The following is a 24,987-nucleotide window of genomic DNA, read 5'->3' as shown; positions in this document are numbered from 1 at the left end:
AAACAAAAAAAGCCGGCTCCCCTGGAACCGGCAATGATCGCAAGCATTCACCCTTCTCCTGTTTTACCACCAGAAGAATGCGGCACCCAATGCAAATCCTCCAATGGCAGCTAAAGCAACCGGGAACCATAATCCTCCCCAGCCCCACCCCCATCCGAAGCCAAATCCTCCTGCTCCGGAGCGGACTGGTTCAAGCCACACGTTCTGATGGTCAACATGCATTATCCTTCCTGTATATACCTTCCCTGAACGGTCATGAATTGTAACCACTTTCCCTTTGTGTTTACAGCACAGATCATAATAATGATGGCCATTTCCCATAGACAGCACCTCCTTTTTATCCCTTACACTCATATTGTATTTCATAGTCAAAAGAAGGATTGGACAACTGTCACGACCTTGCAGTCATTTTGCATATATTGATTCAAAGGAGGTTTGCTATGAGTAAATACACGGAAATGCTTGCTGCATATGGAGTGACTAACGCCCATCCTGGAGGAGGAGATTTTACCGACCAGCTGCTTGAACGCTTATGTGTAACCGAAGGTAAGGAGGTTGTGGAAATAGGCTGTGGTTTAGGAGATACAGCCAAAAAACTTGCCTGTAACAGTAAGGCAAAAGTAACGGCCATTGACAAAAACCGAAAAATGATCAAAAAAGCAAGGCAGAGACATGAAGGGGTTCCAGGAATAACATGGATAGAAGGTTGTTTTCTTGAACAGAATTTCCAGGACAAACAGTTTGATCTTATTATTGGTGAATCCGTTCTCTCCTTCGTTGATCCGGAAAACTGTATAGAGAAATTCTGCAGATTGCTGAAACCTGGGGGAAAAGTATGTATGCTGGAACCAGTCTATTCAGGAGGACTTCCCGAAGAAATACTGCAGGAATACAAAAAGTTTTATGGATTTAAATCACTTTTAAGTGAGAACGAATGGAAAAAGCTGTTTTCCCGCTATCAGTTTACCAGTAAAGAAATTGTATACGGTGACGATGTTACAGGCGAACCTGAAGAAGAGAGTAATATTCCTGAATTTGTACTCGATCCTCAGCTTCAGCAAGAACACATTGAAACACTGGAAAAACATATGGAGCTGACAAATAAATATCTTGCGTATTTTGATTATGCCTGTTTTATCTGTGAGAAAGCTTAAAAAAGGCAAAACAGCAGCCTGGGAGAAAGATCCTCCTGGCTGCTGTTTAATGCTTATTCAAATGTCCCTTTTTTAATAATTTCCTTTTCCTTCATCATCCATTTTCCTAAAGCTATGACCCCGCTAACTGAGTAATCTGTTCTGTCCAGTAACGCAAAATCTGCGTCTTTTCCAGCTTCTATCCTTCCTTTTTCAGTTAGCTTCAGCATCTCAGCAGGGTTGGAAGTTGCTGTTCTCACTGCGTCTTCCATAGTTACCCCTTCTTTTAAAAATGCATTCCTGACTTCCTGGAAAAGACTTGTTACTCTGCCAACTTCCATCCCTGTCAGCTCTCCGTAGGAATTAAACTTTGGAAGGCTTCCCTGCCCGTCAGAAGTAAAACTGATTCTTGATATATCAACCCCACTGTCTAGAAGCTTTTTCAGGCATTTGCTGCTGCTCAGTTCATTGTCTTCTCCGTGAACACTGCTCGTCGTTAAATCAATATAGCCCCCTCTTTTCCCATACTCGATTCCTGCCTTAAGAAGTTCCCTGTTTCTGTTAATATGAGTCGGAATAAACTGACTGATGGGAATGTCTGTTTTTTCTACAAGTTTCTCAAGAAGAGTCAGCCTTTGTCTGCTGTCACCTACATGGACTACTACAGCGCCTCCTTTTCCGGCAAGTAAACCTCCGATCCTCGATTCACTTGACAAGCGGGCCAGCTCCTGCAAGGCAGGCTGTGATGAGCGGTGGTCTGCGATGGCGATTTCCCCTGTTCCGATTACCTCATGGATCAGGATAATATCTGTCTCCACAGAGCCGGTAACTGTTTTCACAGGAACGTGATAGTTACCGCTAAGGCAGTAACAGGTAATCCCTTCTTCAGTAAGCCCTTTCGCTTTTGCGATTAAGTTTGTCATCGTCCTCGTAGAACCATCTGTCCCAATAACTCCTACGACAGTAGTTATTCCGCCTTTAACACAATCAGAAAGCATTAATTCCGGGGTGCGTGTTTTAAAACTGCCCTCTCCTCCCCCGCCTGTTATATGTACGTGACCGTCAATCAGCCCTGGTATTATTATTTTTCCCGCTGCGTCATACACCTCAATATGATCATTAAATGAGTTTGGCAACTCAATGTTATCTTCAATCGCAGCAATTTTTCCTCCGGCTGTAAGAATATCCTTTTGCCCCAGATAATCCGGTGCGTATACCTCTCCACTTTTCAGCAGTGTAATCATTCTGAATGCTCCTCACAAAATTTTCTAAACATTTCGATCAAAATCAATATAACATAAAAAAGGGGGCGGGACATTGCCAGGCTGTTTGAGACCACCAAAAAAGGTTCCAATCATCAATGTATGATTGGAACCTTTTTAACCTGAACAGGTCTGTTTTGTACCGAGGTGGTTCAAGTGCCCGGGAAACTGGCCATATAAAGAAAGATCGCAAATCCAAGAGATACAGCTCCCAGTATTGCCAGTGCATATGAGGCATTCGCCGGCCTACGGTTATATAAACCAATAATGCCCAGATACAATATAAGCATGATTGCCATAAACACAATTCCGTCAATCAGTGGACTGAATAAAATTGGCTGCTGTGTAGTCTCACGGTAAATCTGAAAATTACTTACCATAGCAATAATCCAGCCCGTGAATAAACCGATGCCTATGTATAATAACAACTTCTTCATTTCCGCTCACCTCCCAGCGTAGTATGCAGCTTCTACATAAAATATACCCATTTTCCACATTATTTATTATATGAATTTCCTGTTTACCCTTTTTATAAACAGTTTGAGTGTTTATTTTAACAAACACTGTCTGTTTTCGAAAATTATATGCAAATTAAAACAACCCCGGTCTTTTAGACAGAAGTTGTTTTGTATCTCTTACTTAATTATTTCCAAGGAAGCTTTCATAGTCCTCTCTTTCTCTCAGTCCGTCGATTCGGGCGGTTTCACGCCCATTCTCGTAATGGACTAATGTCGGTGTTCCGTCTATTTCGTATTCTCTCCATCCTTGTTCAAACTCAAGGAGGTTGAACATCTTAACTTCTGTGCCAAGTTCTTCAGCAACTGACACAATTTGAGGAGTTGCCAGGTTACAGTACTCACAAGTTGGGCTGTAGAAATAAACCGTTACTTTCTCTTCCAGTTTAAGAGCAGAATAGAGTTCTTCGGGGAGAATTATATTCTGGTAATTCGGATCTTCCAGTTGTTTAATCGTTTCGGGATGCAGCGTACTCTTTCCAAACGGATTTCCTTCCGACTGCTGCTTATTTTGTGCGGAAGTGATCAATGCCAGGGCAGAAAAAAGAACTACTATAATAACAGCGAAAATAATTAACTTTTTCATACAGTCACTCCTTAGAAACTTTTATGATATAAATCAGCAGTCCGGAGATCAGCAAAAACGAGGTCATCGACATAAATGGTATCGTTATAAAACCAAGATAATTAACATATTCGTAATTACACGGTACCGTCCCGCACGCTGCAGCCTGGTTATTAAGCGCAGGAATTTTTTCCAGCATATAATGATAGATCGCAATTCCTCCCCCTGCCAGGCTGAGCGAAAGTGTGTAAACAGCCTGGCCAGGATCTTTTCTGACCGAAGCAATCGCCAAAATAATAACAAGAGGATACATGAATATTCGCTGATACCAGCATAGAGTGCACGGTATGAAGTTTTGTATTTCTGAAAAGTACAAAGAACCTGCTGTTGCTGTTAACGCGATTGCCCATGCACCAAATAAGGCATTCTCAATCTTTTTGTTCAAGCGCTTCCCTCTCTTTCATCTCTCCCTGTCTGTTTATCATATAATGAACCAAAGCAATAGCAAATAGGAATTTTAACTTTTGTTTATTTTCAATAAATTATTAGGGATAACTGTAAAAAACAAAGACTCCGCCTATAAACAAGGTGGAGTCTCTTCCTGATTTCAGCTGCCCGTCAGAATTTCAGCCGGTGGTATTATCTTTATGTATTGTGTGAATTCGGAAGGAGGGAGAGGCTTACTGTATAAAAAACCCTGCATTTCATTACAGTTTCTCGCGTTTAAAAAGGGAAGCATATCCGAAGATTCCACTCCTTCAGCAATAACACGCAGGTTCATATTATGGGCCAGTTGTATAATCGATGTAACAATTGCCTGGTCTTTACTGTTATTTATAATATCTTTAATGAATGTCCGGTCGATTTTCAGAGTATCTACAGGAAAGCGCTGTAAATAGCTTAACGAAGAATATCCCGTGCCGAAATCGTCTATTGAAATCCGAATACCGATTTTTTTGAGCTTTCCAAGTGTACGAAGGCTTTCTTCTCTGTTACGAAGTAAATGATTTTCGGTAATTTCTAAGTCCAGCTTACCAGGTTCCAGGCCACTGTCCTGAAGAACCGCATTTACTTTTTCTACAAACCCTCGCTTTTGAAACTGCAGCGGGGAAATATTAATTCCGATGCGTAATGAATATCCCTCATCACTCCATTTCTTTGCCTGTCTGCATGCTTCCTCCAGCACCCAGTCCCCAATCGGATTAATCAGCCCTGTTTCTTCCGCCAGAGGAATAAACCTTTCCGGAGAAACAGCTCCCAGTTCCTTATCTTCCCATCTTATTAATGCCTCTGCACCGATCACTGCCATATTCTTCAGATCAATCTGAGGCTGGTATTTCAATTGAAAAGCTTTATTCTCCACTGCTGCCCGCAGCTTCCGTTCCATAATTAATTTTTCCTTTTGCTTTGTTCGTATAGAAGGTCTGAACCATTGCAGGTTTGCCTGACCTGCTTCTTTTGCATGATGCATCGCGTCTTCCGCATGATTAATAACAGCTTCCTGTGTGTTTCCCTGGTCAGGATATACGGTAATGCCAATACTGGCGGATAACATCAGCTCATCACCATCAGCTGAGAAAGGACTGTTAAACAATTGAAGGATGTCCTTAGCAATCCCTTCTGCTTCTGAAGCTGATTCAGGTTCTTTCAAAAGGATGGAAAATTCATTAGCCCCGTACCTGTATATTTGTATCCCCTTATGATTCAGCCCTACAAGAGCGTTCGCAATATTCCTTGTCAGTTTATCCCCTGTATGCTGGCCAAGGATTTCACTATAATAACCGAGACGGTCAAGATCAATTAATAAAACAGCGAAAGATCTCTGAAGACTCTTATCACCTTCTATATATTCAGCAACATCCTGTTCAAACTTGCCCCGGTTTGGCAGCCCTGTTAAATTATCAGTACTTGCCAGCTGCTTAATCGCTTTCTCTGCCTGCGTCAGTCTTGTAATGTCCTGATGGAGTATGATCGAAAACTTAGTTATCCCTTCTTCTGATTTAACCAGCGGCATTATACTCGTTTTCATAATAAAAGGGTTGCCATCTTTAGAAACAGGCATAGTTTCTGTCTCGTAATTCGTTCCTGATAAAAACACTTCTTTAAGCCTCTCCCTGTCACTTCCGGTCATTAAACGGTCCCGCAGTTCTGTATAGTACTTTCCTTCAAGTTCCTCTTTCCTGTATTTCAATATGCTGCAAAACGATTCACTAACATATGCCATACTTCCCTTTTCATCTGAAATTACTACATGAGATGTTTCTTCAAGGGCGTTAAATAAATTTCTTATCAAGCCAGGAAAGCCAGCTTTCGTTTCTCCCATATTTATGTCGTCCCATGATTGGAACAAATTCACCAGCTCTTCGTTTGAATCTTTTATGCTGAATCCTTTCTGTTCAGATATAGTAAAAGCATTATGTTCTTCTTTCATATTCTCCCTCCTTCTTTCTTCTCTTTTCTCATAGCTGCTCCAGGAGAGCTAATTTCCAGCTGTACCGGAATACAGGTCCGGAAGTCATGATATGGATTTTTTTTCGTCAAGTAACTGCTGCCTGCTTCTGGCCTGTAAGGTTCTTATCCATAAAAAAAGCCGGCCTGAATAAATGGCCGGTTGCACTAATTGCTCCTACATATCCAAGTGCCCAGATGAAGATATGTGTTCCTCGCATCCCTTAATGATTGCATTATTCGCTGATATATCAATTTTAGTATTATTCCATACCAATTTTCAATATTTTTGCACAACTTTGTATAATATTCCTAGTTTAAACTATTTTACCCCTTTTCACGGTGACAAAGCCTCTCTATAAGAATCAAACTTTTGCTGTAGACGATGTAAGCCTCCAGATATTAAAGGTTTCTTTTTATTAAATTTGGGTATTCTAACATATAACAAGAAAATGGTGAACTGTCATGGCAAAATTCACAGCAATAATTTTTCCTCACAGTATTTGGAAGGGGAGGATATCGTTATGGAAATGACCGAACTAAACGACGGCAATATTAAATCCATCGGATATGATGAAATGACACGGGAACTGCATGTGAGATTTGAAAACGGCGATTATCTGATCTATTACGAAGTATTCAAAATCGACTATGTGGGAATCTTTTCAAGTGACAATATGAGTAAGTATTTTGAAGAAAGAATTCAGACTCGTTACCCTTTTAAAACAATAAATAACGCCTAAAAACTGGCCAGGGGGCCTTTTGTCATCCCCTGGTTTTAATTTATGTTCTGGCTGACCAATGCAACTCTTCCTGAAACAGCAAATAAGTGACAGGTAGTTGCTAATTAGCTACAATAATTAAGATACTATTTAAATTTAAGGAGGATATCCATGAATATCGGTGTGCCAAGAGAAATAAAGAATAATGAAAATCGTGTTGCATTAACTCCTGCAGGTGTTCTTACACTCCATCAGGCCGGCCATGAGATCTTTGTAGAAAAAGACGCTGGAATTGGAAGCGGTTTCACTGACCAGGACTACAGAGACGCAGGTGCCGTTATATTGGATAAAGCACGTGAAACATGGGAAACTGCTGAGATGGTAATGAAGGTGAAAGAACCCTTACCTTCTGAATATGGTTATTTCAGGGAAGATCTGATTTTATTTACATACCTTCACCTTGCGGCAGTGCCGGAGCTTGCCGAGGCACTTACTGAAAAAAAAGTTACGGCTGTTGCTTATGAGACTGTGGAAGTAAACCGGACTTTGCCTCTGTTAACTCCTATGAGTGAAGTAGCAGGCCGGATGGCATCCCAGATTGGTGCCCAGTTTTTAGAAAAGCCTAAAGGCGGAAGCGGTATCCTTCTCTCAGGGGTGCCTGGAGTAAAAAGAGGAAAGGTAACTATTATTGGAGGAGGAGTTGTAGGAACAAACGCAGCAAAAATTGCCATGGGGCTTGGCGCTGACGTCACCATTATTGATCTGAGCCACGAACGCCTAAGGCAGCTGGACGATATTTTCGGAACGGAAATTAATACGCTGATGAGCAACCCGCTGAATATTGCAAATGCAGTAAGGGAGTCAGATCTTGTTATCGGAGCGGTCCTGATTCCTGGAGCTAAAGCGCCGAAGCTCGTTACAGAGGAAATGATAAAAGATATGATGCCTGGTTCAGTAATCGTGGATGTAGCAATCGACCAGGGCGGTATTTTTGAAACTGTGGACCGTATTACTACACACGATGACCCGACTTACACAAAACATGGTGTCGTACATTATGCTGTAGCTAATATGCCTGGCGCAGTCCCACGGACTTCAACGATAGCTTTAACCAACGTAACGGTGCCATACGCTCTTCAGATCGCAAACAAAGGACTGAGTACAGCTCTCAGAGAAAACCCGGGACTTGTTAAAGGTGTGAATACAGCTGCGGGTAATGTAACTTATGAGGCAGTGGCAAGGGACCTTGGATATGAATATAAAACAGTGGAAGGATCTCTTTTATATTAAATCAGACGTAAAAACCCGGCAAGTGATGATGTCTCATCCTTTGCCGGGTTTCTTTCGCTCATACAGCTCAGGCATCCGCTGCTGTTACAGCGAGCCTGCTCAGCTTTTTCGTCAATTGCTCCAGCTCTCCAAAGCTGTTCCTTATCATTTGAATCCGTTGATGCTGTTCTTCCACAGAAGCAAGAATTTCTTGAACGGAAGCACTGGAGCTTTCCGCATACTCTGTTACAGCTGCGATTTCTTTCATCATTTCTTCCGAAGCGGTACTAATCCCTGCAACCTTAATATTTACATTCTCCGATTGTTCAGCTGATTTCTTTGCATAGGTGTCAATATTAAGGAAACGATTTGTAGTTTCTCTCGTAGTAGTTACATTTTCATCAATTGCTTTTTTGGTTTCATCTGTTTGTTCCTTCATCAGTTCAATCTTTTGGTACAGTTTCTGCAGTATAATGCTTATCTTATTCGTTGACAGATTTGATGTTTCTGCAAGCCTGCGCACTTCGTTGGCTACTACAGCAAACCCTCTCCCATGCTCGCCAGCCCTGGCAGCCTCAATGGAAGCATTCAATGCCAGCAGATTTGTCTGCTCAGATATTTCCTTTATAGAAGTGAGGATTTCTCCAATTTCTTTACTTTCCTGAAACAGCGCTTCTGCTATTTTGCTTTGTTCCCCAGTAATATGATGGACGGCTTCCATCCCCTTCATCAATTTTTGTACATCTTCGCCGCCTTCTTTTGTCACCATCGTCGTGGATATTGCTCTTTCATTCAGATCCTTGACCGAATCGTTAACGTCGTTAATAAAACTAACAGAAGAGCTAATGGATTTGCTCATATCCCCAACACTTGCTGCAGAAGATTCCACTCCTTTTGCCATTTCAGTAAATGCCTGTGTGAGGTCTCCCGATATACCCTCCGCCGATATAATATTATTATTGAGCTTGTTGCTGAAATCAGTAATAACATTAATCGACTGTTTCACTTCCTCGAGCATTTCTTCCATCTGCTGTTTTCTCTTTTTAAGTTCAATGTGCTGGGCATCAATTTTTTTCTGTATTCTTTCCCCTATTAGAGCCTGAGCTGTCAGAGCGGAGGTTATTACGATAAACATCACATTAAGTGATATTAAAATATCTAAACCTGCACCATAAAACATTTCCGAGTTATATGTAAGAAAAAAATAGTTTGATAAAACCAATCCAAGTACAGCAGACAATGCGATGGATTTATAATTATGATAAAGAGTGATAAAAGCAATAGAGACATAGATCATCATATAATTAGATAACTTTGGAGAAGTGCTTACCATAAAAAATATAAGGATAGAGAAATTCACTGCTATCAAATACTGCACATAGGGAGAAAAGTTCTTAAGAAAATAAACTGCGGCTGTTATTGAGCCTACTGCTGCAAAGCCTATAACTCCAAAGGCCGCAATCCCCTGGGGAGAAACTCCTGCAGCAAAGTTACTTCCCAGCCCAAGCAAATAAGCGAACCAAAGTAATTTTGTCATAAGTATATTTCTTTGTTCTGCAGTTTCTATATTTCCTGCCAATATCCCACCTTCTTTCTAAAATTGATAATTTTTGATTTTTTCAGTCATTTTTCACCTTACATTAAAGATACCTCCCGTTTGAAAATATTTCAATAACATCTCAATAAAAATATTCATAACACATATAATTAAAACAGCTGCCAGGCAAATTCCCGGCAGCTGTTTTATCATACTTCACCCTAGTAAGCCCAAGCTGCTCCGATAATTACAAGCAGGATGAACAGAACCAAAATTAACGCGAAACCTGCTCCGAATCCATACCCGCCATGAGCTACAGGAGCTGCTACCGGTGCAGGGCAGCAAGGATCAACATAACCGTATCCATAGTGACTCATTACAATTTCTCCTCCTTCAGAAGTTATAGTTTTAGCTTAAAACTCTTCATACTTCCAGCTATTACCGGCTAGGTTTAGTAGTAGCCGCCTGGCCTTACAACTGCTGCTCCGATGATTACAAGCAGGATAAATACTACAAGGATAAACGCAAATCCTGCTCCTGCTCCTCTGTGTGCGTGTGCACCCATTGACTTCCCCTCCTGTATTTTGTAATGGTTTGCGATTTCCTTCGCATTAATACTTTATGGTCTGATACGTTACACTGTCTAAACGAAATCACTAAAGTGTCTAAAAATAGGCTCGGGCGGGGAGGCAGTAGTTACTTAAAACAACATTTCCCGGCTCCGAGTCTAATATATGGGGTTTAATCGGCTAAGGTCCTTTGGAAGCTCAGGCCGCCGGAACAATCGGCAGCCTGTTATGAGCTTATTAGTAAGCCAGAGCTGCTCCAATGATTACAAGCAGGATAAACAGTACGAGAATTAACGCGAAACCTGCGCCAAAACCATACCCTCCGTGTCCATATCCCGCTACAGGAGCTGCAGCAGGCGGGCAGCATCCATAATATCCTGGTTCACCATAGTATCCCATCATTTATTCCTCCCTTTAATATATTAATTAATTAACATTTAATCGGATTTCTTTCATCCGCTTTTAGTGGACGCCGGGAATTAACTTAGTACCAGTATCCTCCCGGTCTGACCACAGCAGCACCGATAATTACAAGCAAAATGAAAATCACGATAATAAACGCAAATCCTCCTGCATATCCTCCTGCCGGTGCACCCATTCAGCTTCCCTCCCTATAACTGTTTCTCTCGCGAATACCGCTTCGCAATAATAAGATATGTGTGGAGAGTTTACTTTGTATAGACGAATGCCGATATAAATTCAATGTTTGCCAAAACCAATTTTTTTATAAAACTAGCACATTTGTACAATCAACTTAGACGTTTGCTAATAATATGGTAAAAGATTCCCCTGAAAGGAGGGAAGATAGTGGATTATTATCAACTTTGCTGCCAGCATAAAGGGAAACTGGCTCAAATCACTGAAAAATCAGGAAAAGTGCATGTGGGAAAAATTGCTGAGGTAGATCAGCAGTATGTGTATATTGAGCCAGCTGCCCGGAGGCGCGGTTTTGGATACGGGTACCCGCCTCATGGATATGGCCACCATAGTTACGGTCATTACAGCTACGGCCAGCATGGGTACGGCCACCACGGATATGGAGGAGCGTACGGCCACAGACCAGGTTTTGGAGGAGGATATGGTCCTGGATTCGCGGGAAATCCTCACTGGGTCCCGGTAGCTTTAGCGGGAGTAGGAGGTTTTGCCCTCGGGTCCGCCTTCTTCTGGTAACAAATATTTTATTAATGAAATGAATATCTGAATTGCCCTTGCCCTGTGCCTGACTTTATGTGGCAAGGGCAATTTTCTGTTTTCCTGTACAAGATGGCTGTCCCGCAAAAAGAAACCTGTGGTCAGCTTTGCAAACGAACAGACAGCGGTACGTTCCGCCGTTGACCTTTCAAAGTTTTTCCTGTGTCCATTACTTAAATAGTGTGAGGCTGGGACAAAAGTGTTTGATGGATTGAAAATCCGAACAATGACAAAAATACCCCTACGGAAATACACTTCGTTTTCCTCGGGCGGATGGTGAGCCTCCTCGTGATTCGCGCTTCGGGGTCTCACCGTTGCCTTTGCTCCCGAAGGAGTCTTTTATATTTCCTCCGCCATAGTGATATGTTGTTCGTATTTTCATTCAAGCACTTTAGTTATGTCCCAGCCTCAGAGCTTCAGCTATACATTTTTTCCAATTCGTTTAAACATGGTTTAATAAGCAGTACGGGGCAGCCTGTTTATTTTTTCAGCAAAGCGAGTAAAGGAGATATCTGCTTTACCATTGGGCTGACTTTTCCAGCTATACCGTATGCTTGCTGTACACCATTTCCTATTTTTACATAATCCCATGTCCCGTCTTCCTTCATAAAATGAGATAGCACTCCTTTTTTTGACTGATGGGCTTGCGGCTGCTGGTACGGAGTTTGGTGCGAATACTGTCCGTGAGCATAGCTTTGATAGTTTGCCGGATGTTGTCCTGCCTGCTGATGCTGTTGAAAAAAGTGGGGTGACCCCTGGCCCGGTGGTCTGGCGGAGCCGAACATCATATTAGTGAATGGATCTGTGCGGGAGCCGTCCCTGTCTCTGCCTCCCTGATGCATAAGAACCCTCCTTTATTACATTACGTTTTTCCTTAATTATTATATGTGTATGGCTGGCCATCCGTTTGTGCGCGGGCGATACTGCAATAAAAAAGCCGCCAGTGATCCGGCGGCATAAGTTGAGGAGGTATAAAAAGCTTAGGGTACTACCTGCAGACGTAAGAAGCTGAATTCCTTTACTCGATTGATATGAATTTTCTGTTCGCCTTATTTTTGGCAACTTTTACATTCAGAACTTTATCTTCACTGAAAGAAGCGGAAATATCAGATTCTGTGAACGGAAAATAGACCGGGATAAAACGTTCGACTTTACCTGTGTGATGAGACTGTACAGGCACCTCATCCCCTTCGCCATCCTTCGTTTCCGCCGGTTTTTCTGCTGTAATAACCACTCCGTTTCGTACTGCTTCAATAGTAATATGCTCTTTTTCAAAGCCCTCGAGCTTGCCTTCCATTATCAGTTCATTTTCAGTATCCTGAACATCGAAATGGTAAGGCTGAGGCTGAGTCCCTGAGAAGAACGGAAATCCGAATAACCCAAAAGGATGGTCTGATCTTCTGTTAACCATAGCTTATCTCTCCTAACATAATAAGATTTCATAGGTTCACGTCACGGTTGACATAAACAGTGTATGTATCCCGCTCATCTTTTGATTAGACGAACGTGGAGTTTCCCTGGAATAATAAATACGGCCGCATTAAATGTCTGCGGCCGCATTCAGGATAGTTATTCAATGTTCATTAGCTAAACAAAGCCTTTCCCCTCAGGAAGTCTCACCAGATAAAAAACAACTGCTTGCATTATCATCATCATCAATCCTTTCTAATTTATTTTGGTTCCATTACATCATTCGATTCATATATTCAGCTTGCTTTGCACGGATCGCCTCACGGTGCTTATTTGACGCTTCATGCCTGTGGGCCCGTTCAATTTCTGCTCCGTTGTATTTTCTGCGGGTGATTGTCACAGTTAGAAAAAACAGATTAAACATCATACTTATCACCTCCTGTAAAACGATTACATCATACGATTTAAATATTCAGCCTGCCTTGTACGAACTGCCTCTCTGTGTTTTACAGATTCCTGGTACAGGCGAGCTTCCTCAACATCTTTACCATCGGATTTTCTTCTGGTCACTGTAATCGTGAGAATAAACAAATTAAAAACCATAATTTTCACCTCCTTTAAGTCACTACATTATTATTCGATTCAAATAATTAGCCTGCCTTGCACGAACTGCCTCCCTGTGTTTTACAGATTCCTGATATACATGGGCCCGCTCAACTTCTTTTCGATCGGGTTTTCTGCGGTACACTGTTATTGTGAGAAAAAACAAATTAAACGCCATAATTTCCACCTCCTTAACACCCATTACATTAGACGATTCAGATATTCGGATTGCTTTGCGCGGACAGCTGCACTATGCTTAACAGATTCCTGGTACTCATAAGCCCTTTCAATATCTTTACCATCATGCTTTCTTCGTGCCACTGTTATCGTCAGAAAAAACAGATTAAACAACATCATTTAGATCACCCCCTTACATTAACAATATAAAAGTTTTAAATTTTTTACTTCGTTTTATAGTTGCAAATTTATCTACAACAATAGTTGTAGGGCAACACATCTCATTATGTGCCGGTTTTATTAATACCATAAACGGCCGATCGTGTTGCTCTTCATAAAGATAACGTTTCAAAAACGCAAACTGTTGGAAAAAAATATAAAGTGAACCTTCAATCAGTGGGGGGGTATTCCCCCCGCTGATTGTTAGTTGAACCAATCGGGATGTTAGCGTCCGTTAACTCCCGCCTAAGCATCTTCGCTTCCACTCTTGTTTTGAGGCGGGAGTTTTACGAACGGTTACATCGGAATAAATTTTTAATCCTCTCAGTTGGCGAATTTACACTCTAACGAACTTTAGTCCATCCTAAGTACAATTTTCAGACACAAAAAAGCACAGGTGGACGCACCTGTGCTGATAGTATCCCTATTCCGGATGCCGAAAACGTTAGTTCGATCCTTCCCGGAAAAAAGCATAAAAAAACACAGGTCTGTCTTTAACCTGCGCATACCAAAATGGATATAAAAGCTTCTCTGCAATTAATGCAGGAATACCTTAACGGAGGCTAAAGGGGTTGAATTATTTAATTTAGAGTCTGACTTTAATTGAGTTAAATTGATCATCATCATTTTAGATAAGCCTCCTTTCCATAATTTTCATTAACTTCTTCCACCACGTATTCTACTCCTATTGTTTGCATTTGTAAAGACACAATTTAGAATTTTTTAAACTTTTTTTATCGTTCCCTTTCACCATACAATTATATGCTGGTCATTTTTCGATGATTCCGTATTTCCCAGGAAAGCCAAAAATCCGCTGCAGCCTACGATAAATCTTATGCGCCAAGCCCAAAAAAAATGCTGCTCTTTCTTTAGTAAAAGAAAGAGCAGCTTTTTAAATTTTTGTTTGTTAAATTGCTGTCCAGCCGAGGAATAAGACGATTACCAGGGCGATTCCGAACTGGGCCCAGTAAGCGACTTTTGGAGTCCCTGCAAGGGTCCCTTTTGCGCTTCTCGTAGAAATCATTTCCATAGAATATATCAGCCAGATAGCAAGAAGTCCTTTAATTACAGCAACCCAGTAGAATTGATAAGTAACGAGCAGGGTTCCTCCTGTAACAATGACTAAGATATAAAATAAACGAAGAGTCATCTGAGAAATTTTAGCTGGTTTTGCTTTTCCGGATTTCACAAAGAAAAGTGTAAGGAAAAATACGATCAGCATAAGAAGCCAGACAAGATTATGAGCATGTACCACAACATTTTCCTCCTTTAATATACAAGCAATGCTTCAACTCTATGTAGTATACAAAAAATTCCCTCTCTAAGTAAACTAAAACGCCTTTTACAGCTTATTTTCACCTTCTCCATAAAGTGAACCTTCAATCAGTGGGGGTTATATATCCCCCACTGATTGTTAGTTGAACTAATCGGGATGTTAGCGTCCGTTATCTCCCGCATGAACATCTTCGCTTCCACTCATGTTTTGAGGCGGGAGTTTTACGGACGGTTACATCGGGATTAATCAGCAATTTAAAACATTTTATCCGGCTGAAACAAAAACAGGCCCGGCAAATGATGATAACCAGGGCACTGAATAATATTAATTAAGATCAAACCTTCTTCCGTTCACTTCGTAAATAATCCATTCTGCAATATTCGTGCTGTAGTCCGCAATTCGTTCTATATAGCGGGAAATATATGCAAGCTGGGTTATGTTCTCGATCATTCCAGGCTTGAGTACAGCTGTTTTAAATATGGACTGAACAAATTCCCCGTACGCTTTATCAATCTCATCGTCAATCGCAGCGATCTTCTGGGCTTCGAGCACATTCCCATCCCGGTAAGCTGATATAACAGCCTTTAACATTTCATTAGTTCTTGCACCCATCTTCTGAATTTCCTGCTCAAAACCTTGGCCGCCAGGTAATTCGTTAATTCTTAACGCCGCCTTAGCTATATCAACAGACAAATCCCCAATCCGTTCCAGGTCGCTGGAAATTTTCAGGCTGACGACCACTTTCCTGAGATCAGAAGCAACAGGCTGCTGCTTTGTAATTAACAGCGTAGCATTCTCATTTATTATTAACTCTTTATTATTAATCAGTCTGTCATTTGTAATGATAATATTAAGCTTCTCACTATCGTGGCGGGAGACGGCTTTCATTGTTTCCGCTAAAGCTTCCTCCGCCATACTGCCTAAACTAAGAACCTCTTCTTTCAATGACGAAAGACTTGTTGAAAATTGCTCTCTGATTACCATAATTCTCCCCCTTCACCCAAATCTGCCCGAAATATAATCTTCTGTCCGCTTATCGTCCGGAGTAGAAAATATATGGTCTGTATTTCCATATTCAATGACTTCCCCGTGTAAAAAGAATGCTGTGCTGCTGGAAATCCTCGCCGCCTGCTGCATATTATGGGTAACGATGACAATACTGTAATCCTTTTTTAAATTCTGAACCAGTTCTTCGACCTTCAATGTGGAGACTGGATCCAGCGCAGAAGTTGGTTCATCCATCAGAATTACATCCGGCTCAATAGCAAGACACCGGGCAATACAGAGACGCTGCTGCTGCCCTCCTGAAAGGCCGTACGCATTTTCATGAAGACGGTCTTTCACTTCATCCCAGATGGCTGCTCCTCTCAGGCTGTTTTCTACAATTTCATGCAAAAGCTTTTTATTACGAATACCATGAATTTTGGGGCCGTATGCCACATTTTCAAAGATTGATTTTGGGAATGGATTCGGTTTCTGAAAGACCATCCCCACCCTTGTCCGGAGTTCTTCTACTTTATAGTTTTTATCAAGAATATTCCGCCCTTTGTATAATATTTCACCTGAAACTCTAACACCGGAAACAAGTTCAACCATTCTGTTTAATGTCTTCAGGTACGTGGATTTTCCGCATCCTGAAGGGCCTATGATCGCTGTCACTTCATTTTCCTGTATTGGCAGATTAATATTTTTTAATGCATGGTCTTTTCCATACCAGAGATTTAAGCTCTTTGTTTCGTAAACACGTTTGCCAGATTCTATTTCAACTATATTCCTGCGCAGTTCATCGGAGTATACTGTTTTATTCCTGTTATCCGTGACTGTTACTGCTGACATTTTGCTTCGCCTCCGTATTTAATATCGTTTTTGAAACTTGTTCCTCAAAATAATCGCCACCGAATTCATTAAAAACAAGATTATCAGTAAAACGAGAATGGTAGCAGCTGCCAGGTTTGCATACTCATCTACAAGAACTGAATCTAATGTCCAGTAATAGATCTGCATAGGCAGTGCTGTGAAGTTATCAAAAATACCGCTCGGGATAGGGATTAACAGAGCAGGTATTCCTAAAGCTACTAATGGAGCAGTTTCCCCAATAGCACGGGAAAGAGCGAGAATAGTACCTGTTAAAATGCCAGGAAGAGCAGCCGGCAGTACAATATTTTTTATGGTCTGCCATTTTGTCGCCCCCATTCCAAAGGACGCTTCCCGCAAAAATCCAGGTACAGATCTGATAGCTTCCTGCGCAGCCACGACAACAATCGGCAGCACGAGGAGGGACATTGTTAAACCTCCGGCAATTACACTCGTTCCGAAGCCGAGTACTCTGACAAACACCGTCAGGCCGAGGAGACCGAAAACAATAGAAGGAACACCGGCAAGATTATTTATATTAGTCTGAATAAAAGAGTGAAGACGCCCTCTCTTCGCGTATTCCTCCAAATAAACTGCCGTACCGACACCTAATATCATTGTTACCGGACCGACAATCAGCATAAGCCAGAGGGTCCCGGTAATAGCACCTTTTATGCCGGCATTTTCAGGGATAGTGGATAATCTGTTTGTTAAAAAATCAAGGTTCAGCCAGCCAATCGTATCCGCAAATACTCTGTACAGCAGAACTGCTAATACTATCAGCCCAAAGAGTGTTGCTGCCAGAAACAAATACTTAACGAGCTTGTTAATCAGAATTCGGGTGGTCATTCTTTTGTTTACTGTATCCAGGTCAATATACTTCATTTTTTAGTAAACCTCCCTGTATCTTCGGGAAATGTATCTTGCCAACAGATTCATGAGCAGTGTAAAGATAAATAATGTGAATGCTACCGCATACAGACTGTAGTAAGCAGTTGTTCCGCTTGCTGCGTCCCCGCTCGTTACTTCAACGATATATGCTGTCATCGTCTGCATGGACTGTGTAAGGTCAAAAGTTAAATTTTTAGAACTTCCGCTGGCTATCGTAACAATCATCGTTTCCCCGATCGCACGTGAGACCCCCAGAACGAATGAGGCGATAATTCCGGAAATTGCAGCTGGAATAACTACACGCAAAGTAACTTCCAGTTTTGTTGAACCAAGGGCGAGTGCGCCTTCTCTCATTACGTTTGGAACAGAATTCATCGCATCTTCTGAGAGAGAGGCAACCATCGGGATAATCATAATGCCCATCACGATTCCCGGGCTTAATGCATTTGTTGCCTGCAGACCGGGTATCAGCTCTCTTAATACAGGAGTCACAAAAGTAAAAGCAAAGAATCCATAGACAATTGTAGGTATTCCAGCCAGAACTTCCAATACTGGTTTTAACATTTTTCTGGTGCTGTCAGACGCGTATTCACTTAAAAATACTGCGGTTGCTAATCCGACAGGAACAGCTACTGCCATCGCCACAAGTGAGATCATAATTGTTCCTGTCAGCAGGGGCAGGATGCTGAATTTTGGTTCAACAGGGCTTAAAGGTTTCAATTCCGTGGTGCCGAAAAATTCAGTGAATGATACTTCTCTGAAAAACAACACAGTTTCATAGACTAATGTGGAAATTATCCCTGCAGTAGTGAGAACAGAAACAAATGCAAGCAGAAATAAAATGAACGGAATTACTTTTTCCGTTATTCTCCTGATGCCTGCTTTGCTCTTCTTCTCCTCTATCATTGCTTTTACACTAATTGCTTTTTCCATGGACGGTTATCCTCCCAGACGAAAAAATAAGGGGAGAAGCAAGCATTCCGCTTCTCCCGGTTAATTGTTATTAATTTATAGATTGGATAAACTCCAGGCTTTCCTGCAGCTCCTCTTCAGGCAGGGGAGCAAAGCCTGTATCTCCGGCGAAGTCATTTGCAACCTGGAAAATATATTCAGCAAATGCTTTCACCTGAGGCTTTTCTTTTGCTGCGTCGATGCTAAGGTTTGTAAACACTGGACGGGTGAACGGTCCATATTCTCCATCTTCAGCAATTGTGTCCAGAGAAGGGGCGACCGGTCCGTTTCCAAAATCCACTTCCACGGCTTTAATCTTGTCGTCATTGTTTGCATAATAGCCATAACCGAAGAATGCAATCGCATTTTCGTCTTCCGCAACTAAGTTTACGAGAGTGGAATACTCCTGCTGCAGGTTGATCGTCTCGACCAAGTCCTGCTCTTCGATAATTTCTTTAACGAAAAATTCATTAGTTCCATGGTTTTCGTTCGGCCCGTAAAAATTGATTTCTTCTTCAGGCCATTCAGAACGGATATCAGACCAGAGTACCACATCATCGTCTTTGTAATTTCCAGTCACAAACATTGTGCTTATTTCTTCTTCTGTCATCTCTTCAGCCCAGTCGTTCTCCGGATTAATAACCATTGTTAAACCGTCAAGAGCAACTTTAAATTCCTTTGATTCGATTCCGTTAGCTTCCAGTTCGGCGACTTCTTCTTCCTTTATTTCACGAGACGCATTCGCAAAATCAGTTTCCCCTGCTACATATTTTTGCATGCCGGCACTTGTCCCTGCACGGGCCACTTCAACACTTACATTTTCATGCTCGTTCACCATAAATTCTTCAGCAATTCGGGACATTAACGGATAAACGGTACCAGACCCATCAATAACTACCGAGCCTGAAAGCTCCCCTCCGTTCCCATCGTTTCCGCTGTTACTATTATTTTCGCTGCTGTTATTATTGCCCCCGCTTTGTTCAGTTCCTTCAGCTCCTCCAGAACTACAAGCTGCAGTAGCAATCACCATAGCTGTTAACATAGAAAATAAGGCCGTCTTTTTAATCATCATTAATAAGTTCCTCCTTAAAATCAGCTTCAAAGTTTGATAGAGTTTGTTGTTTGTTGTCTCTCTATCTCTAATTCTGATTATAAGAAGCGAATGTTAAGGACAAATAAATGTGGTGTAAATCCATTGTGAAGGTTATGTAAAGGTCGCTTTTACAATTGGCTTTGTGGTGAAGCAGGAGGTTGGATCTGGGACAGCCATCCATTATTTTGAGAATTGGATACCTTATTTCGAGGATTGGCGTGCTGATTTCGAGAATGAGAATTTGCTTCACATTCAGACGGGTTACATAAAACTAATAATTAAAAGATTTGCTTAATTGTTAGCTGCGGCTCCGAAGCTGCTCAAGTAATCCAGCAAAGCAGTTAAGCAAAAAAGCACTTTCTCTAATTTTGGGGAGAATGGGGGAGGATTTTGTTGTTAAATTAAGAATTAAGCAGGGGTTTTCCATACGAAGTAAGTTAAAAATTTTAATAAGGAGGCTATGATGTGATCAAAAACACAGCAAACCATCAATTAAATTAAGGCAGCTTGATGCTCTCTTCCGGCGATTAAACACGACCCATCCCAGGAGGAAAGATGTGGAGGATGATTTATTTAAAGAAAGGGCCGGCTACAAGGGCGAACAGCAGCTTGACTATGATCTCACTTTTCTCAGAGATCATGAATTCCTCATACTCAACGACCTCCGGCTGCCCCACCAAGGTAAACATTTTCAACTTGATTCCCTGCTCATCTCCCCATACTTTTTTCTTCATATTGATGCTAAGCACTTATCAGGAAAAATTGAGATTGACCATACTTTAGGACAGATGGAACGGTTGCGACTGAATAATGAGGTAGATGTTTATAATGATCCCACCCTCCAGATAAAACGCCACGAAATACAGCTTAGAGAATGGATGCAAGTGAACAAACACCCTCTTCTTCCCTTTGAATCCCTCGTTGTTTTTACTCATTCCAACGCCTACGTCACCATTTTAAATGGTCACCCCTACAGGCATTGCATCATAAAAAATGCTTTATTAATTGAAACCATTACTAGTTTGCAGCAAAAATACCGGCGCCCCGTTTTTTCAAGCAAGGAACTTCAGAAAATTTGCCGTCAGCTCATTAAACAACATACTCCTTCTTGGGAAGACCTTCTCCAAAAATACAGAATCTCTCCTGATGAGATATTAACTGGTATTTTTTGCCCGAAGTGCGGGTGGAGGCCGATGGAAAGGAGGCATGGAAACTGGAGGTGTATTAATCAGTCTTGTAAATATGAAGATCGAAATTGTCATCTGTCAGCTCTTGATGACTTTGCACTTATTTTTGGCCCCATGATTTGCAACTCACAGTTGAGAAACTTTCTCCACTTATCCTCTTTCGCTACAGCTTACCGTATACTTTCCAATATGAAACTGCTTTATAAAGGAGAACAACGATACAGAGTATACTATCTTCCTTTAGATTAATTAAAAAAGTGCTATTTTAAGGATGCCAATTTCACTAATTGTTCTCTATATTTTGTTGGTTAAATTCCGGTTCGTTGATTGACCCCGCTTTTTCGTTGATTAAACTCTACATTTCGTTGATTAAACACTCAATTTCGTTGATTAAACACTCAATTTCGTTGATTAACCAAACAAGCCTTCCCGAAATTCATTCGGAAAGGCTTGCCCGCAACAAAAAATTATTTAATTTCAATCTCCAGACCTTCATACGCCAGCGCAACCTCGCCGGAAAAATGCTTTTCCGCTTCTGTCACCAAATCCTTATGCTCCCCAAAATGAGGCAGGTGGCTTAACAGAAGCTTTTCAACCTCGCCAGCAGCCGCCAGCCGGGCAGCTTCACTGCTTGTCATATGGCCGTACTTCTCTGCTTCCTGTCCATCATAGAAACTTGCTTCCGCGATCAGGAGCTCGCTCCCTTTCATAAGAGGAACCAACTTTTTATTATATGTCGTATCTCCCGTATACACGAACGACTTTCCGCTCACGGAAGATTCCACCTTAATCGCATAACACACTGCAGGATGCGAGGTTTCCTGAAAAGTAAAAGTAAACGGGCCGATTGTCAGCACTCCGGCAGGATCATATGCTTCCGCGATTGCATACGGTTCTTTTCCTAGTCGCTGAAAACCTTCCGGATCTCCTGTATGCCCGTATATTTTTAACGGCCGGGTTGACCTCTCCAGATTGATATCAACAACACGACTGTACTGCAGAACACCAACGTCTGCCACATGGTCATGATGGTAATGGGTAAGTATTAAGGCATCAAGGTCGGCAGTTTCAATATATTTCTGCAGTTTTGAGACTGCTCCGCTGCCGCAGTCCAGCAGTACTTTAACATCTTCCTCTTCCAGCAAATAAGCAGAAGTTGCCCCATCCGGTCCGGGGTATCCGCCCCAATAGCCTATGACAGTAATCTTCATCGAACATCGTCCTTTCTCGTGAATATGAGACGTCCCTTAGTATGAAGATAACACGCCTGACATATAAGTGAAAGCCAGAGATAACCAAAAACCCGCAATGACCTGAGTCATTACGGGTTTCTTATCACCTTAAGCTTCCTGAGCTTCAGGGTAGACGCTCACACGCTTGCGGTCACGTCCAACACGTTCGAATTTAACAACACCGTCCACTTTCGCGAACAATGTGTCGTCTCCGCCTTTACCTACGTTCACTCCAGGGTAGATACGAGTTCCACGCTGACGTACAAGGATAGATCCGCCTGTTACCATTTGTCCGTCTCCGCGCTTAGTACCAAGACGCTTCGCAATGGAGTCACGACCGTTCTTTGTACTACCTACACCCTTCTTTTGAGCGAAAAACTGAATGTCTAATTTTAAAAACATGGTCTTCACCTCCTGGATTATGTTTTAATTTGAATAAACTGTCCGTATTGTTCTTCCAGCGTTTTCAGCGAGTAGAACATACCTTCCAGTAATAGTTGAACTTTCTCGTAAGTGTCCGTATCGAGTTTTTTCGGAACACGACAGCGGAGAAAGCCTCCTTCACCTTCCATTTCTACATCAAGCTCCACACCGCAAATCGCCGCGATTGCGTTCACCGTACCAAACGATACGGTAGAAGCGCCAGCGCAAACGAGGTCTTTGCCATTTTCAGCAAAGTCAGCATGTCCGCTCATTGTAAATGTATGGATGGTTCCGTCCTGATTCCTGTCAAAAACAACGTTAATCATAAGACACCTTACGCGTTGATTTTTTCGATTGTTACTTTAGTGTAAGGCTGACGATGTCCTTGCTTACGACGGTAGTTTTTCTTAGCTTTGTATTTAAACACAGTCAGTTTCTTTCCACGACCCTGTTTTTCAACTTTAGCTGAAACTGTCGCACCTTCTACGAATGGAGCTCCAACTTTTGTTTCGTCTCCACCTACAAGGATTACGTTTTCGAATGTAACAGTGTCTCCTTCAGCTGCATCAAGCTTCTCGATGAAAACCTCTTGGCCTTCTGTTACTTTTACTTGTTTTCCACCTGTTTCAATAATTGCGTACACGACGGCACCTCCTTCTAGTACTCAGACTCGCCATTACAGGTGCGGTTTCCATTGAAATCCGCTTAAGAACCTGATCTGCGCGGTTGTAGTTCTTTGGGTGCTTCCAAACAACTAACAAAAGAAATCATACCATATTTTGAAGATCTGTGTCAATAACTCCTTTTCATCCACTTAAAAACATGATAAATTACTTTCTTTCAAGCCAGACATTCTTAATTTTTTCCCTGCTTCCCAGCATTCTGATTATATAATAAGGGAATTTCCCCTGCAGTTCCGTACTGGACAGCAGAAATAATTTTTTCCCTGATGAACCTTCCAGTTTATGAAGCCTTGATACATTGCCATTACCAAGCATCTCTTTCAGCAGTCGAGGAGAAACTTCCACCAAAACCGCTTCATCCTCCGTATTTTTCAGTTCCAGAATCCCTCTTTCCAGCTCTGCTGCTCCGCTTTTCACTGTTCGTAATCTGCCGGTGCCGCTGCATACTTCGCACGGTTCTGTCAGCAATTCTTCCAGAGGTTTCCTCACTTTTTTCCTGGTCATTTCAACCAGGCCAAAATGAGTAAACCCTGCTATATTTGTCAGGCCGGGGTCGGCAGATGTTCCTTTTTTTAAAGCTTTAAGCACAACCGCCTTGTCTTCCTCCTGCTTCATATCGATGAAATCGATAATTACAATCCCGCCAATGTCTCTTAGCCTCAGCTGTTCTGCCACCGCATATGCTGCATCTGTATTGGTTTTTAAAACCGTTTCCCGAAGGCTGCCTTTCCCGGTATACTTGCCGGTGTTCACATCAATCACCGTCATAGCTTCCGTACTTTCGACAATTAAAAATCCCCCGTTTTTCAGCCAGACATGCTTTTTCAAGGATTTGTCCAGCTGCTGGCCCAGTCCAAAAGCGTCAAATAAATCCTCTTTTCCCTGATACAGCTGCAGACGCTCTCTGGCATCGTCGCCGCTCCACTTCAGCAGGCTTTGGTACGCCTGATAATCATCGGTAATTACTTCCGTTTTTCCATCGGTGAACAGATCCCGGTGTACACGATAAATAAGGGAAGACTGATCGAAAAGAAGGTAAGGCGGTGCGGCTTCTTTTGTTTTTTGCATCATCTCTTCGTGCTGGTCTCTAAGCCTGCCCAATTCCTCGAGCACAGCCCCTTCTTCTGCTGATTCAGCAACTGTACGGATAATCATCCCTTCCTGATCTTTAAGAGCTGTTTTTCCGAAAGACCGCCACTTTTCTCTTACCTCACCAGACTTCATCTTTTTCGACACCGCTACGTAATTTGCATGAGGCATATACACAATATATTTTCCAGGAAGTGAAATATCTTCTGTGAGCCTTACTCCTTTGTTTCCTGTCTCTTCCTTTGTAACCTGGACAACGATAGTCTGCCCTTTTGTAAGAAGAGAACTGACAGAAGGAGCTTTCCCCTGATCTTCATTTTCCCTGTACGGGAGATAGCCGATCAGTTCATTCCGGTACAAAAAACCGTTTCTCTCTGCTCCGATATTTACAAAAGCAGCTTCCATACCAGGAACAATGTCTTCCACTTTCCCAAGAATGATATTTCCTGACCGGGTCAGCTCATTTTCCTGTTCAAACAGCCACTGGGCTATATTGCCGTCCTCTGTTACCGCTCCCCGCTTTTCACCTGTTTTCATGCTTAATATCACTTTTCTCAATACATTTTGCTCCAATCCGTACATTAGTTGCGACTATTATATATGTAAAGACGTAAAACTGACAAGCCCTGGCCGTACACTGTATCTATGAATTTCATTTCAAGCCCCTGTTTATTATCCACAAAACGAC

33 protein-coding genes, 1 riboswitch and 1 other annotated feature are annotated in these 24,987 nt (G+C 41.9%); of the genes, 5 read left to right on the top strand and 28 right to left on the bottom strand.

What is annotated here, in order from left to right:
• Nucleotides 1-63 precede the first annotated feature (63 nt).
• Nucleotides 64-321, bottom strand: a complete 258-nt coding sequence (locus tag BK582_RS11795) for an LSm family protein (RefSeq protein WP_078595228.1) — start codon at nucleotides 319-321, stop codon at nucleotides 64-66.
• A 119-nt stretch (nucleotides 322-440) separates the two neighbouring features.
• Between BK582_RS11795 and BK582_RS11790 the strand changes: the two genes are divergently transcribed.
• The gene (locus BK582_RS11790) at nucleotides 441-1,154 is read left to right on the top strand and encodes a class I SAM-dependent methyltransferase (RefSeq protein ID WP_078595227.1); all 714 of its coding nucleotides are present in this window, start codon (nucleotides 441-443) and stop codon (nucleotides 1,152-1,154) included.
• 53 nt (nucleotides 1,155-1,207) lie between these two features.
• On the opposite strand, the gene iadA is transcribed toward BK582_RS11790, so the two are convergent.
• From iadA to BK582_RS11765, 5 genes are all read right to left on the bottom strand, one after another.
• Nucleotides 1,208-2,377 (bottom strand): beta-aspartyl-peptidase, encoded by a 1,170-nt coding sequence (gene iadA, locus BK582_RS11785; protein WP_078595226.1) that lies wholly within the window; start codon nucleotides 2,375-2,377, stop codon nucleotides 1,208-1,210.
• 170 nt (nucleotides 2,378-2,547) lie between these two features.
• Nucleotides 2,548-2,832, bottom strand: coding sequence for a hypothetical protein (locus BK582_RS11780; RefSeq protein ID WP_078595225.1), 285 nt, complete (start codon nucleotides 2,830-2,832; stop codon nucleotides 2,548-2,550).
• Between the two features lie 202 nt (nucleotides 2,833-3,034).
• Nucleotides 3,035-3,496, bottom strand: coding sequence for a thioredoxin family protein (locus tag BK582_RS11775; protein ID WP_078595224.1), 462 nt, complete (start codon nucleotides 3,494-3,496; stop codon nucleotides 3,035-3,037).
• Nucleotides 3,497-3,500: 4 nt separating this feature from the next.
• Entirely contained in the window at nucleotides 3,501-3,920 is a 420-nt protein-coding gene (locus BK582_RS11770; protein ID WP_078595223.1) for a disulfide oxidoreductase, read from the bottom strand.
• Between the two features lie 162 nt (nucleotides 3,921-4,082).
• Entirely contained in the window at nucleotides 4,083-5,906 is a 1,824-nt protein-coding gene (locus BK582_RS11765; protein WP_078595222.1) for a sensor domain-containing protein, read from the bottom strand.
• A 165-nt stretch (nucleotides 5,907-6,071) separates the two neighbouring features.
• A riboswitch (cyclic di-GMP riboswitch) is annotated at nucleotides 6,072-6,155 on the bottom strand.
• Between the two features lie 292 nt (nucleotides 6,156-6,447).
• Here BK582_RS11765 and BK582_RS11760 point away from each other — a divergent pair.
• A complete protein-coding gene (locus BK582_RS11760; protein WP_167553089.1) occupies nucleotides 6,448-6,666 on the top strand; it encodes a KTSC domain-containing protein in 219 nt (72 codons plus the stop codon).
• A gap of 150 nt (nucleotides 6,667-6,816) precedes the next feature.
• Nucleotides 6,817-7,935, top strand: a complete 1,119-nt coding sequence (ald, locus tag BK582_RS11755) for an alanine dehydrogenase (protein ID WP_078595220.1) — start codon at nucleotides 6,817-6,819, stop codon at nucleotides 7,933-7,935.
• A gap of 67 nt (nucleotides 7,936-8,002) precedes the next feature.
• On the opposite strand, the gene BK582_RS11750 is transcribed toward ald, so the two are convergent.
• From BK582_RS11750 to BK582_RS11730, 5 genes are all read right to left on the bottom strand, one after another.
• Nucleotides 8,003-9,493 (bottom strand): methyl-accepting chemotaxis protein, encoded by a 1,491-nt coding sequence (locus tag BK582_RS11750; protein WP_078595219.1) that lies wholly within the window; start codon nucleotides 9,491-9,493, stop codon nucleotides 8,003-8,005.
• A gap of 179 nt (nucleotides 9,494-9,672) precedes the next feature.
• Entirely contained in the window at nucleotides 9,673-9,828 is a 156-nt protein-coding gene (locus tag BK582_RS11745; protein WP_078595218.1) for a YjcZ family sporulation protein, read from the bottom strand.
• A 74-nt stretch (nucleotides 9,829-9,902) separates the two neighbouring features.
• A complete protein-coding gene (locus tag BK582_RS11740) occupies nucleotides 9,903-10,016 on the bottom strand; it encodes a YjcZ family sporulation protein (protein WP_078595217.1) in 114 nt (37 codons plus the stop codon).
• A 241-nt stretch (nucleotides 10,017-10,257) separates the two neighbouring features.
• Entirely contained in the window at nucleotides 10,258-10,422 is a 165-nt protein-coding gene (locus BK582_RS11735; protein WP_414457983.1) for a YjcZ family sporulation protein, read from the bottom strand.
• 82 nt (nucleotides 10,423-10,504) lie between these two features.
• Complete coding sequence (locus BK582_RS11730; RefSeq protein ID WP_078595215.1) at nucleotides 10,505-10,618, bottom strand: YjcZ family sporulation protein; 114 nt, start codon at nucleotides 10,616-10,618, stop codon at nucleotides 10,505-10,507.
• A 209-nt stretch (nucleotides 10,619-10,827) separates the two neighbouring features.
• Here BK582_RS11730 and BK582_RS11725 point away from each other — a divergent pair, with 209 nt between their 5' ends.
• Nucleotides 10,828-11,190: a hypothetical protein gene (locus BK582_RS11725; protein WP_236939149.1), complete on the top strand. Its 363-nt coding sequence runs from the start codon at nucleotides 10,828-10,830 to the stop codon at nucleotides 11,188-11,190.
• Between the two features lie 500 nt (nucleotides 11,191-11,690).
• Here the strand turns inward: BK582_RS11725 and BK582_RS11720 are convergent, their stop codons facing one another.
• From BK582_RS11720 to BK582_RS11665, 12 genes are all read right to left on the bottom strand, one after another.
• The gene (locus BK582_RS11720) at nucleotides 11,691-12,053 is read right to left on the bottom strand and encodes a YppG family protein (RefSeq protein WP_078595213.1); all 363 of its coding nucleotides are present in this window, start codon (nucleotides 12,051-12,053) and stop codon (nucleotides 11,691-11,693) included.
• A 176-nt stretch (nucleotides 12,054-12,229) separates the two neighbouring features.
• On the bottom strand, nucleotides 12,230-12,622 hold the full coding sequence (locus BK582_RS11715; protein WP_078595212.1) for an Hsp20/alpha crystallin family protein: 393 nt from the start codon (nucleotides 12,620-12,622) through the stop codon (nucleotides 12,230-12,232).
• Nucleotides 12,623-12,895: 273 nt separating this feature from the next.
• Nucleotides 12,896-13,048 (bottom strand): YrzI family small protein, encoded by a 153-nt coding sequence (locus BK582_RS11710; RefSeq protein WP_078595211.1) that lies wholly within the window; start codon nucleotides 13,046-13,048, stop codon nucleotides 12,896-12,898.
• 23 nt (nucleotides 13,049-13,071) lie between these two features.
• On the bottom strand, nucleotides 13,072-13,224 hold the full coding sequence (locus tag BK582_RS11705) for a YrzI family small protein (protein WP_078595210.1): 153 nt from the start codon (nucleotides 13,222-13,224) through the stop codon (nucleotides 13,072-13,074).
• 22 nt (nucleotides 13,225-13,246) lie between these two features.
• On the bottom strand, nucleotides 13,247-13,402 hold the full coding sequence (locus BK582_RS11700) for a YrzI family small protein (RefSeq protein WP_167553087.1): 156 nt from the start codon (nucleotides 13,400-13,402) through the stop codon (nucleotides 13,247-13,249).
• Nucleotides 13,403-13,425: 23 nt separating this feature from the next.
• Entirely contained in the window at nucleotides 13,426-13,581 is a 156-nt protein-coding gene (locus tag BK582_RS11695; RefSeq protein WP_078595208.1) for a YrzI family small protein, read from the bottom strand.
• 946 nt (nucleotides 13,582-14,527) lie between these two features.
• Entirely contained in the window at nucleotides 14,528-14,875 is a 348-nt protein-coding gene (locus tag BK582_RS11690; protein ID WP_236939148.1) for a DUF1516 family protein, read from the bottom strand.
• A 345-nt stretch (nucleotides 14,876-15,220) separates the two neighbouring features.
• Nucleotides 15,221-15,880, bottom strand: coding sequence for a phosphate signaling complex protein PhoU (gene phoU / locus BK582_RS11685; protein ID WP_078595207.1), 660 nt, complete (start codon nucleotides 15,878-15,880; stop codon nucleotides 15,221-15,223).
• A gap of 12 nt (nucleotides 15,881-15,892) precedes the next feature.
• A complete protein-coding gene (gene pstB, locus BK582_RS11680) occupies nucleotides 15,893-16,732 on the bottom strand; it encodes a phosphate ABC transporter ATP-binding protein PstB (protein ID WP_078595206.1) in 840 nt (279 codons plus the stop codon).
• Nucleotides 16,733-16,750: 18 nt separating this feature from the next.
• Nucleotides 16,751-17,635, bottom strand: a complete 885-nt coding sequence (gene pstA, locus BK582_RS11675) for a phosphate ABC transporter permease PstA (RefSeq protein WP_078595205.1) — start codon at nucleotides 17,633-17,635, stop codon at nucleotides 16,751-16,753.
• Nucleotides 17,636-17,638: 3 nt separating this feature from the next.
• The gene (gene pstC, locus BK582_RS11670) at nucleotides 17,639-18,574 is read right to left on the bottom strand and encodes a phosphate ABC transporter permease subunit PstC (protein ID WP_078595204.1); all 936 of its coding nucleotides are present in this window, start codon (nucleotides 18,572-18,574) and stop codon (nucleotides 17,639-17,641) included.
• 70 nt (nucleotides 18,575-18,644) lie between these two features.
• Nucleotides 18,645-19,664 carry a PstS family phosphate ABC transporter substrate-binding protein gene (locus BK582_RS11665; RefSeq protein WP_078595203.1) on the bottom strand — a complete coding sequence of 340 codons (1,020 nt, stop codon included), beginning with the start codon at nucleotides 19,662-19,664 and terminating at the stop codon, nucleotides 18,645-18,647.
• A 578-nt stretch (nucleotides 19,665-20,242) separates the two neighbouring features.
• Between BK582_RS11665 and BK582_RS11660 the strand changes: the two genes are divergently transcribed.
• Nucleotides 20,243-21,121, top strand: coding sequence for a nuclease-related domain-containing protein (locus BK582_RS11660; protein WP_169910972.1), 879 nt, complete (start codon nucleotides 20,243-20,245; stop codon nucleotides 21,119-21,121).
• A gap of 218 nt (nucleotides 21,122-21,339) precedes the next feature.
• Here the strand turns inward: BK582_RS11660 and BK582_RS11655 are convergent, their stop codons facing one another.
• From BK582_RS11655 to BK582_RS11635, 5 genes are all read right to left on the bottom strand, one after another.
• Nucleotides 21,340-22,083, bottom strand: coding sequence for an MBL fold metallo-hydrolase (locus BK582_RS11655; RefSeq protein ID WP_078595201.1), 744 nt, complete (start codon nucleotides 22,081-22,083; stop codon nucleotides 21,340-21,342).
• A gap of 129 nt (nucleotides 22,084-22,212) precedes the next feature.
• Nucleotides 22,213-22,506: a 50S ribosomal protein L27 gene (gene rpmA, locus BK582_RS11650; RefSeq protein WP_078595200.1), complete on the bottom strand. Its 294-nt coding sequence runs from the start codon at nucleotides 22,504-22,506 to the stop codon at nucleotides 22,213-22,215.
• A gap of 17 nt (nucleotides 22,507-22,523) precedes the next feature.
• Complete coding sequence (locus BK582_RS11645) at nucleotides 22,524-22,853, bottom strand: ribosomal-processing cysteine protease Prp (RefSeq protein WP_078595199.1); 330 nt, start codon at nucleotides 22,851-22,853, stop codon at nucleotides 22,524-22,526.
• Between the two features lie 8 nt (nucleotides 22,854-22,861).
• Entirely contained in the window at nucleotides 22,862-23,170 is a 309-nt protein-coding gene (gene rplU, locus BK582_RS11640) for a 50S ribosomal protein L21 (protein WP_078595198.1), read from the bottom strand.
• 13 nt (nucleotides 23,171-23,183) lie between these two features.
• Nucleotides 23,184-23,265: a sequence feature (ribosomal protein L21 leader region), on the bottom strand.
• A 92-nt stretch (nucleotides 23,266-23,357) separates the two neighbouring features.
• Nucleotides 23,358-24,848: an Rne/Rng family ribonuclease gene (locus BK582_RS11635; protein WP_244895493.1), complete on the bottom strand. Its 1,491-nt coding sequence runs from the start codon at nucleotides 24,846-24,848 to the stop codon at nucleotides 23,358-23,360.
• Nucleotides 24,849-24,987: the final 139 nt, after the last annotated feature.

The sequence above is a fragment of the Evansella clarkii genome, from assembly GCF_002019695.1.
Classification (GTDB): domain Bacteria; phylum Bacillota; class Bacilli; order Bacillales; family Salisediminibacteriaceae; genus Evansella; species Evansella clarkii.
The sequence above is the reverse complement of the archived record's forward strand: the minus strand, read 5'-3'. Positions and strand labels throughout refer to the sequence as shown.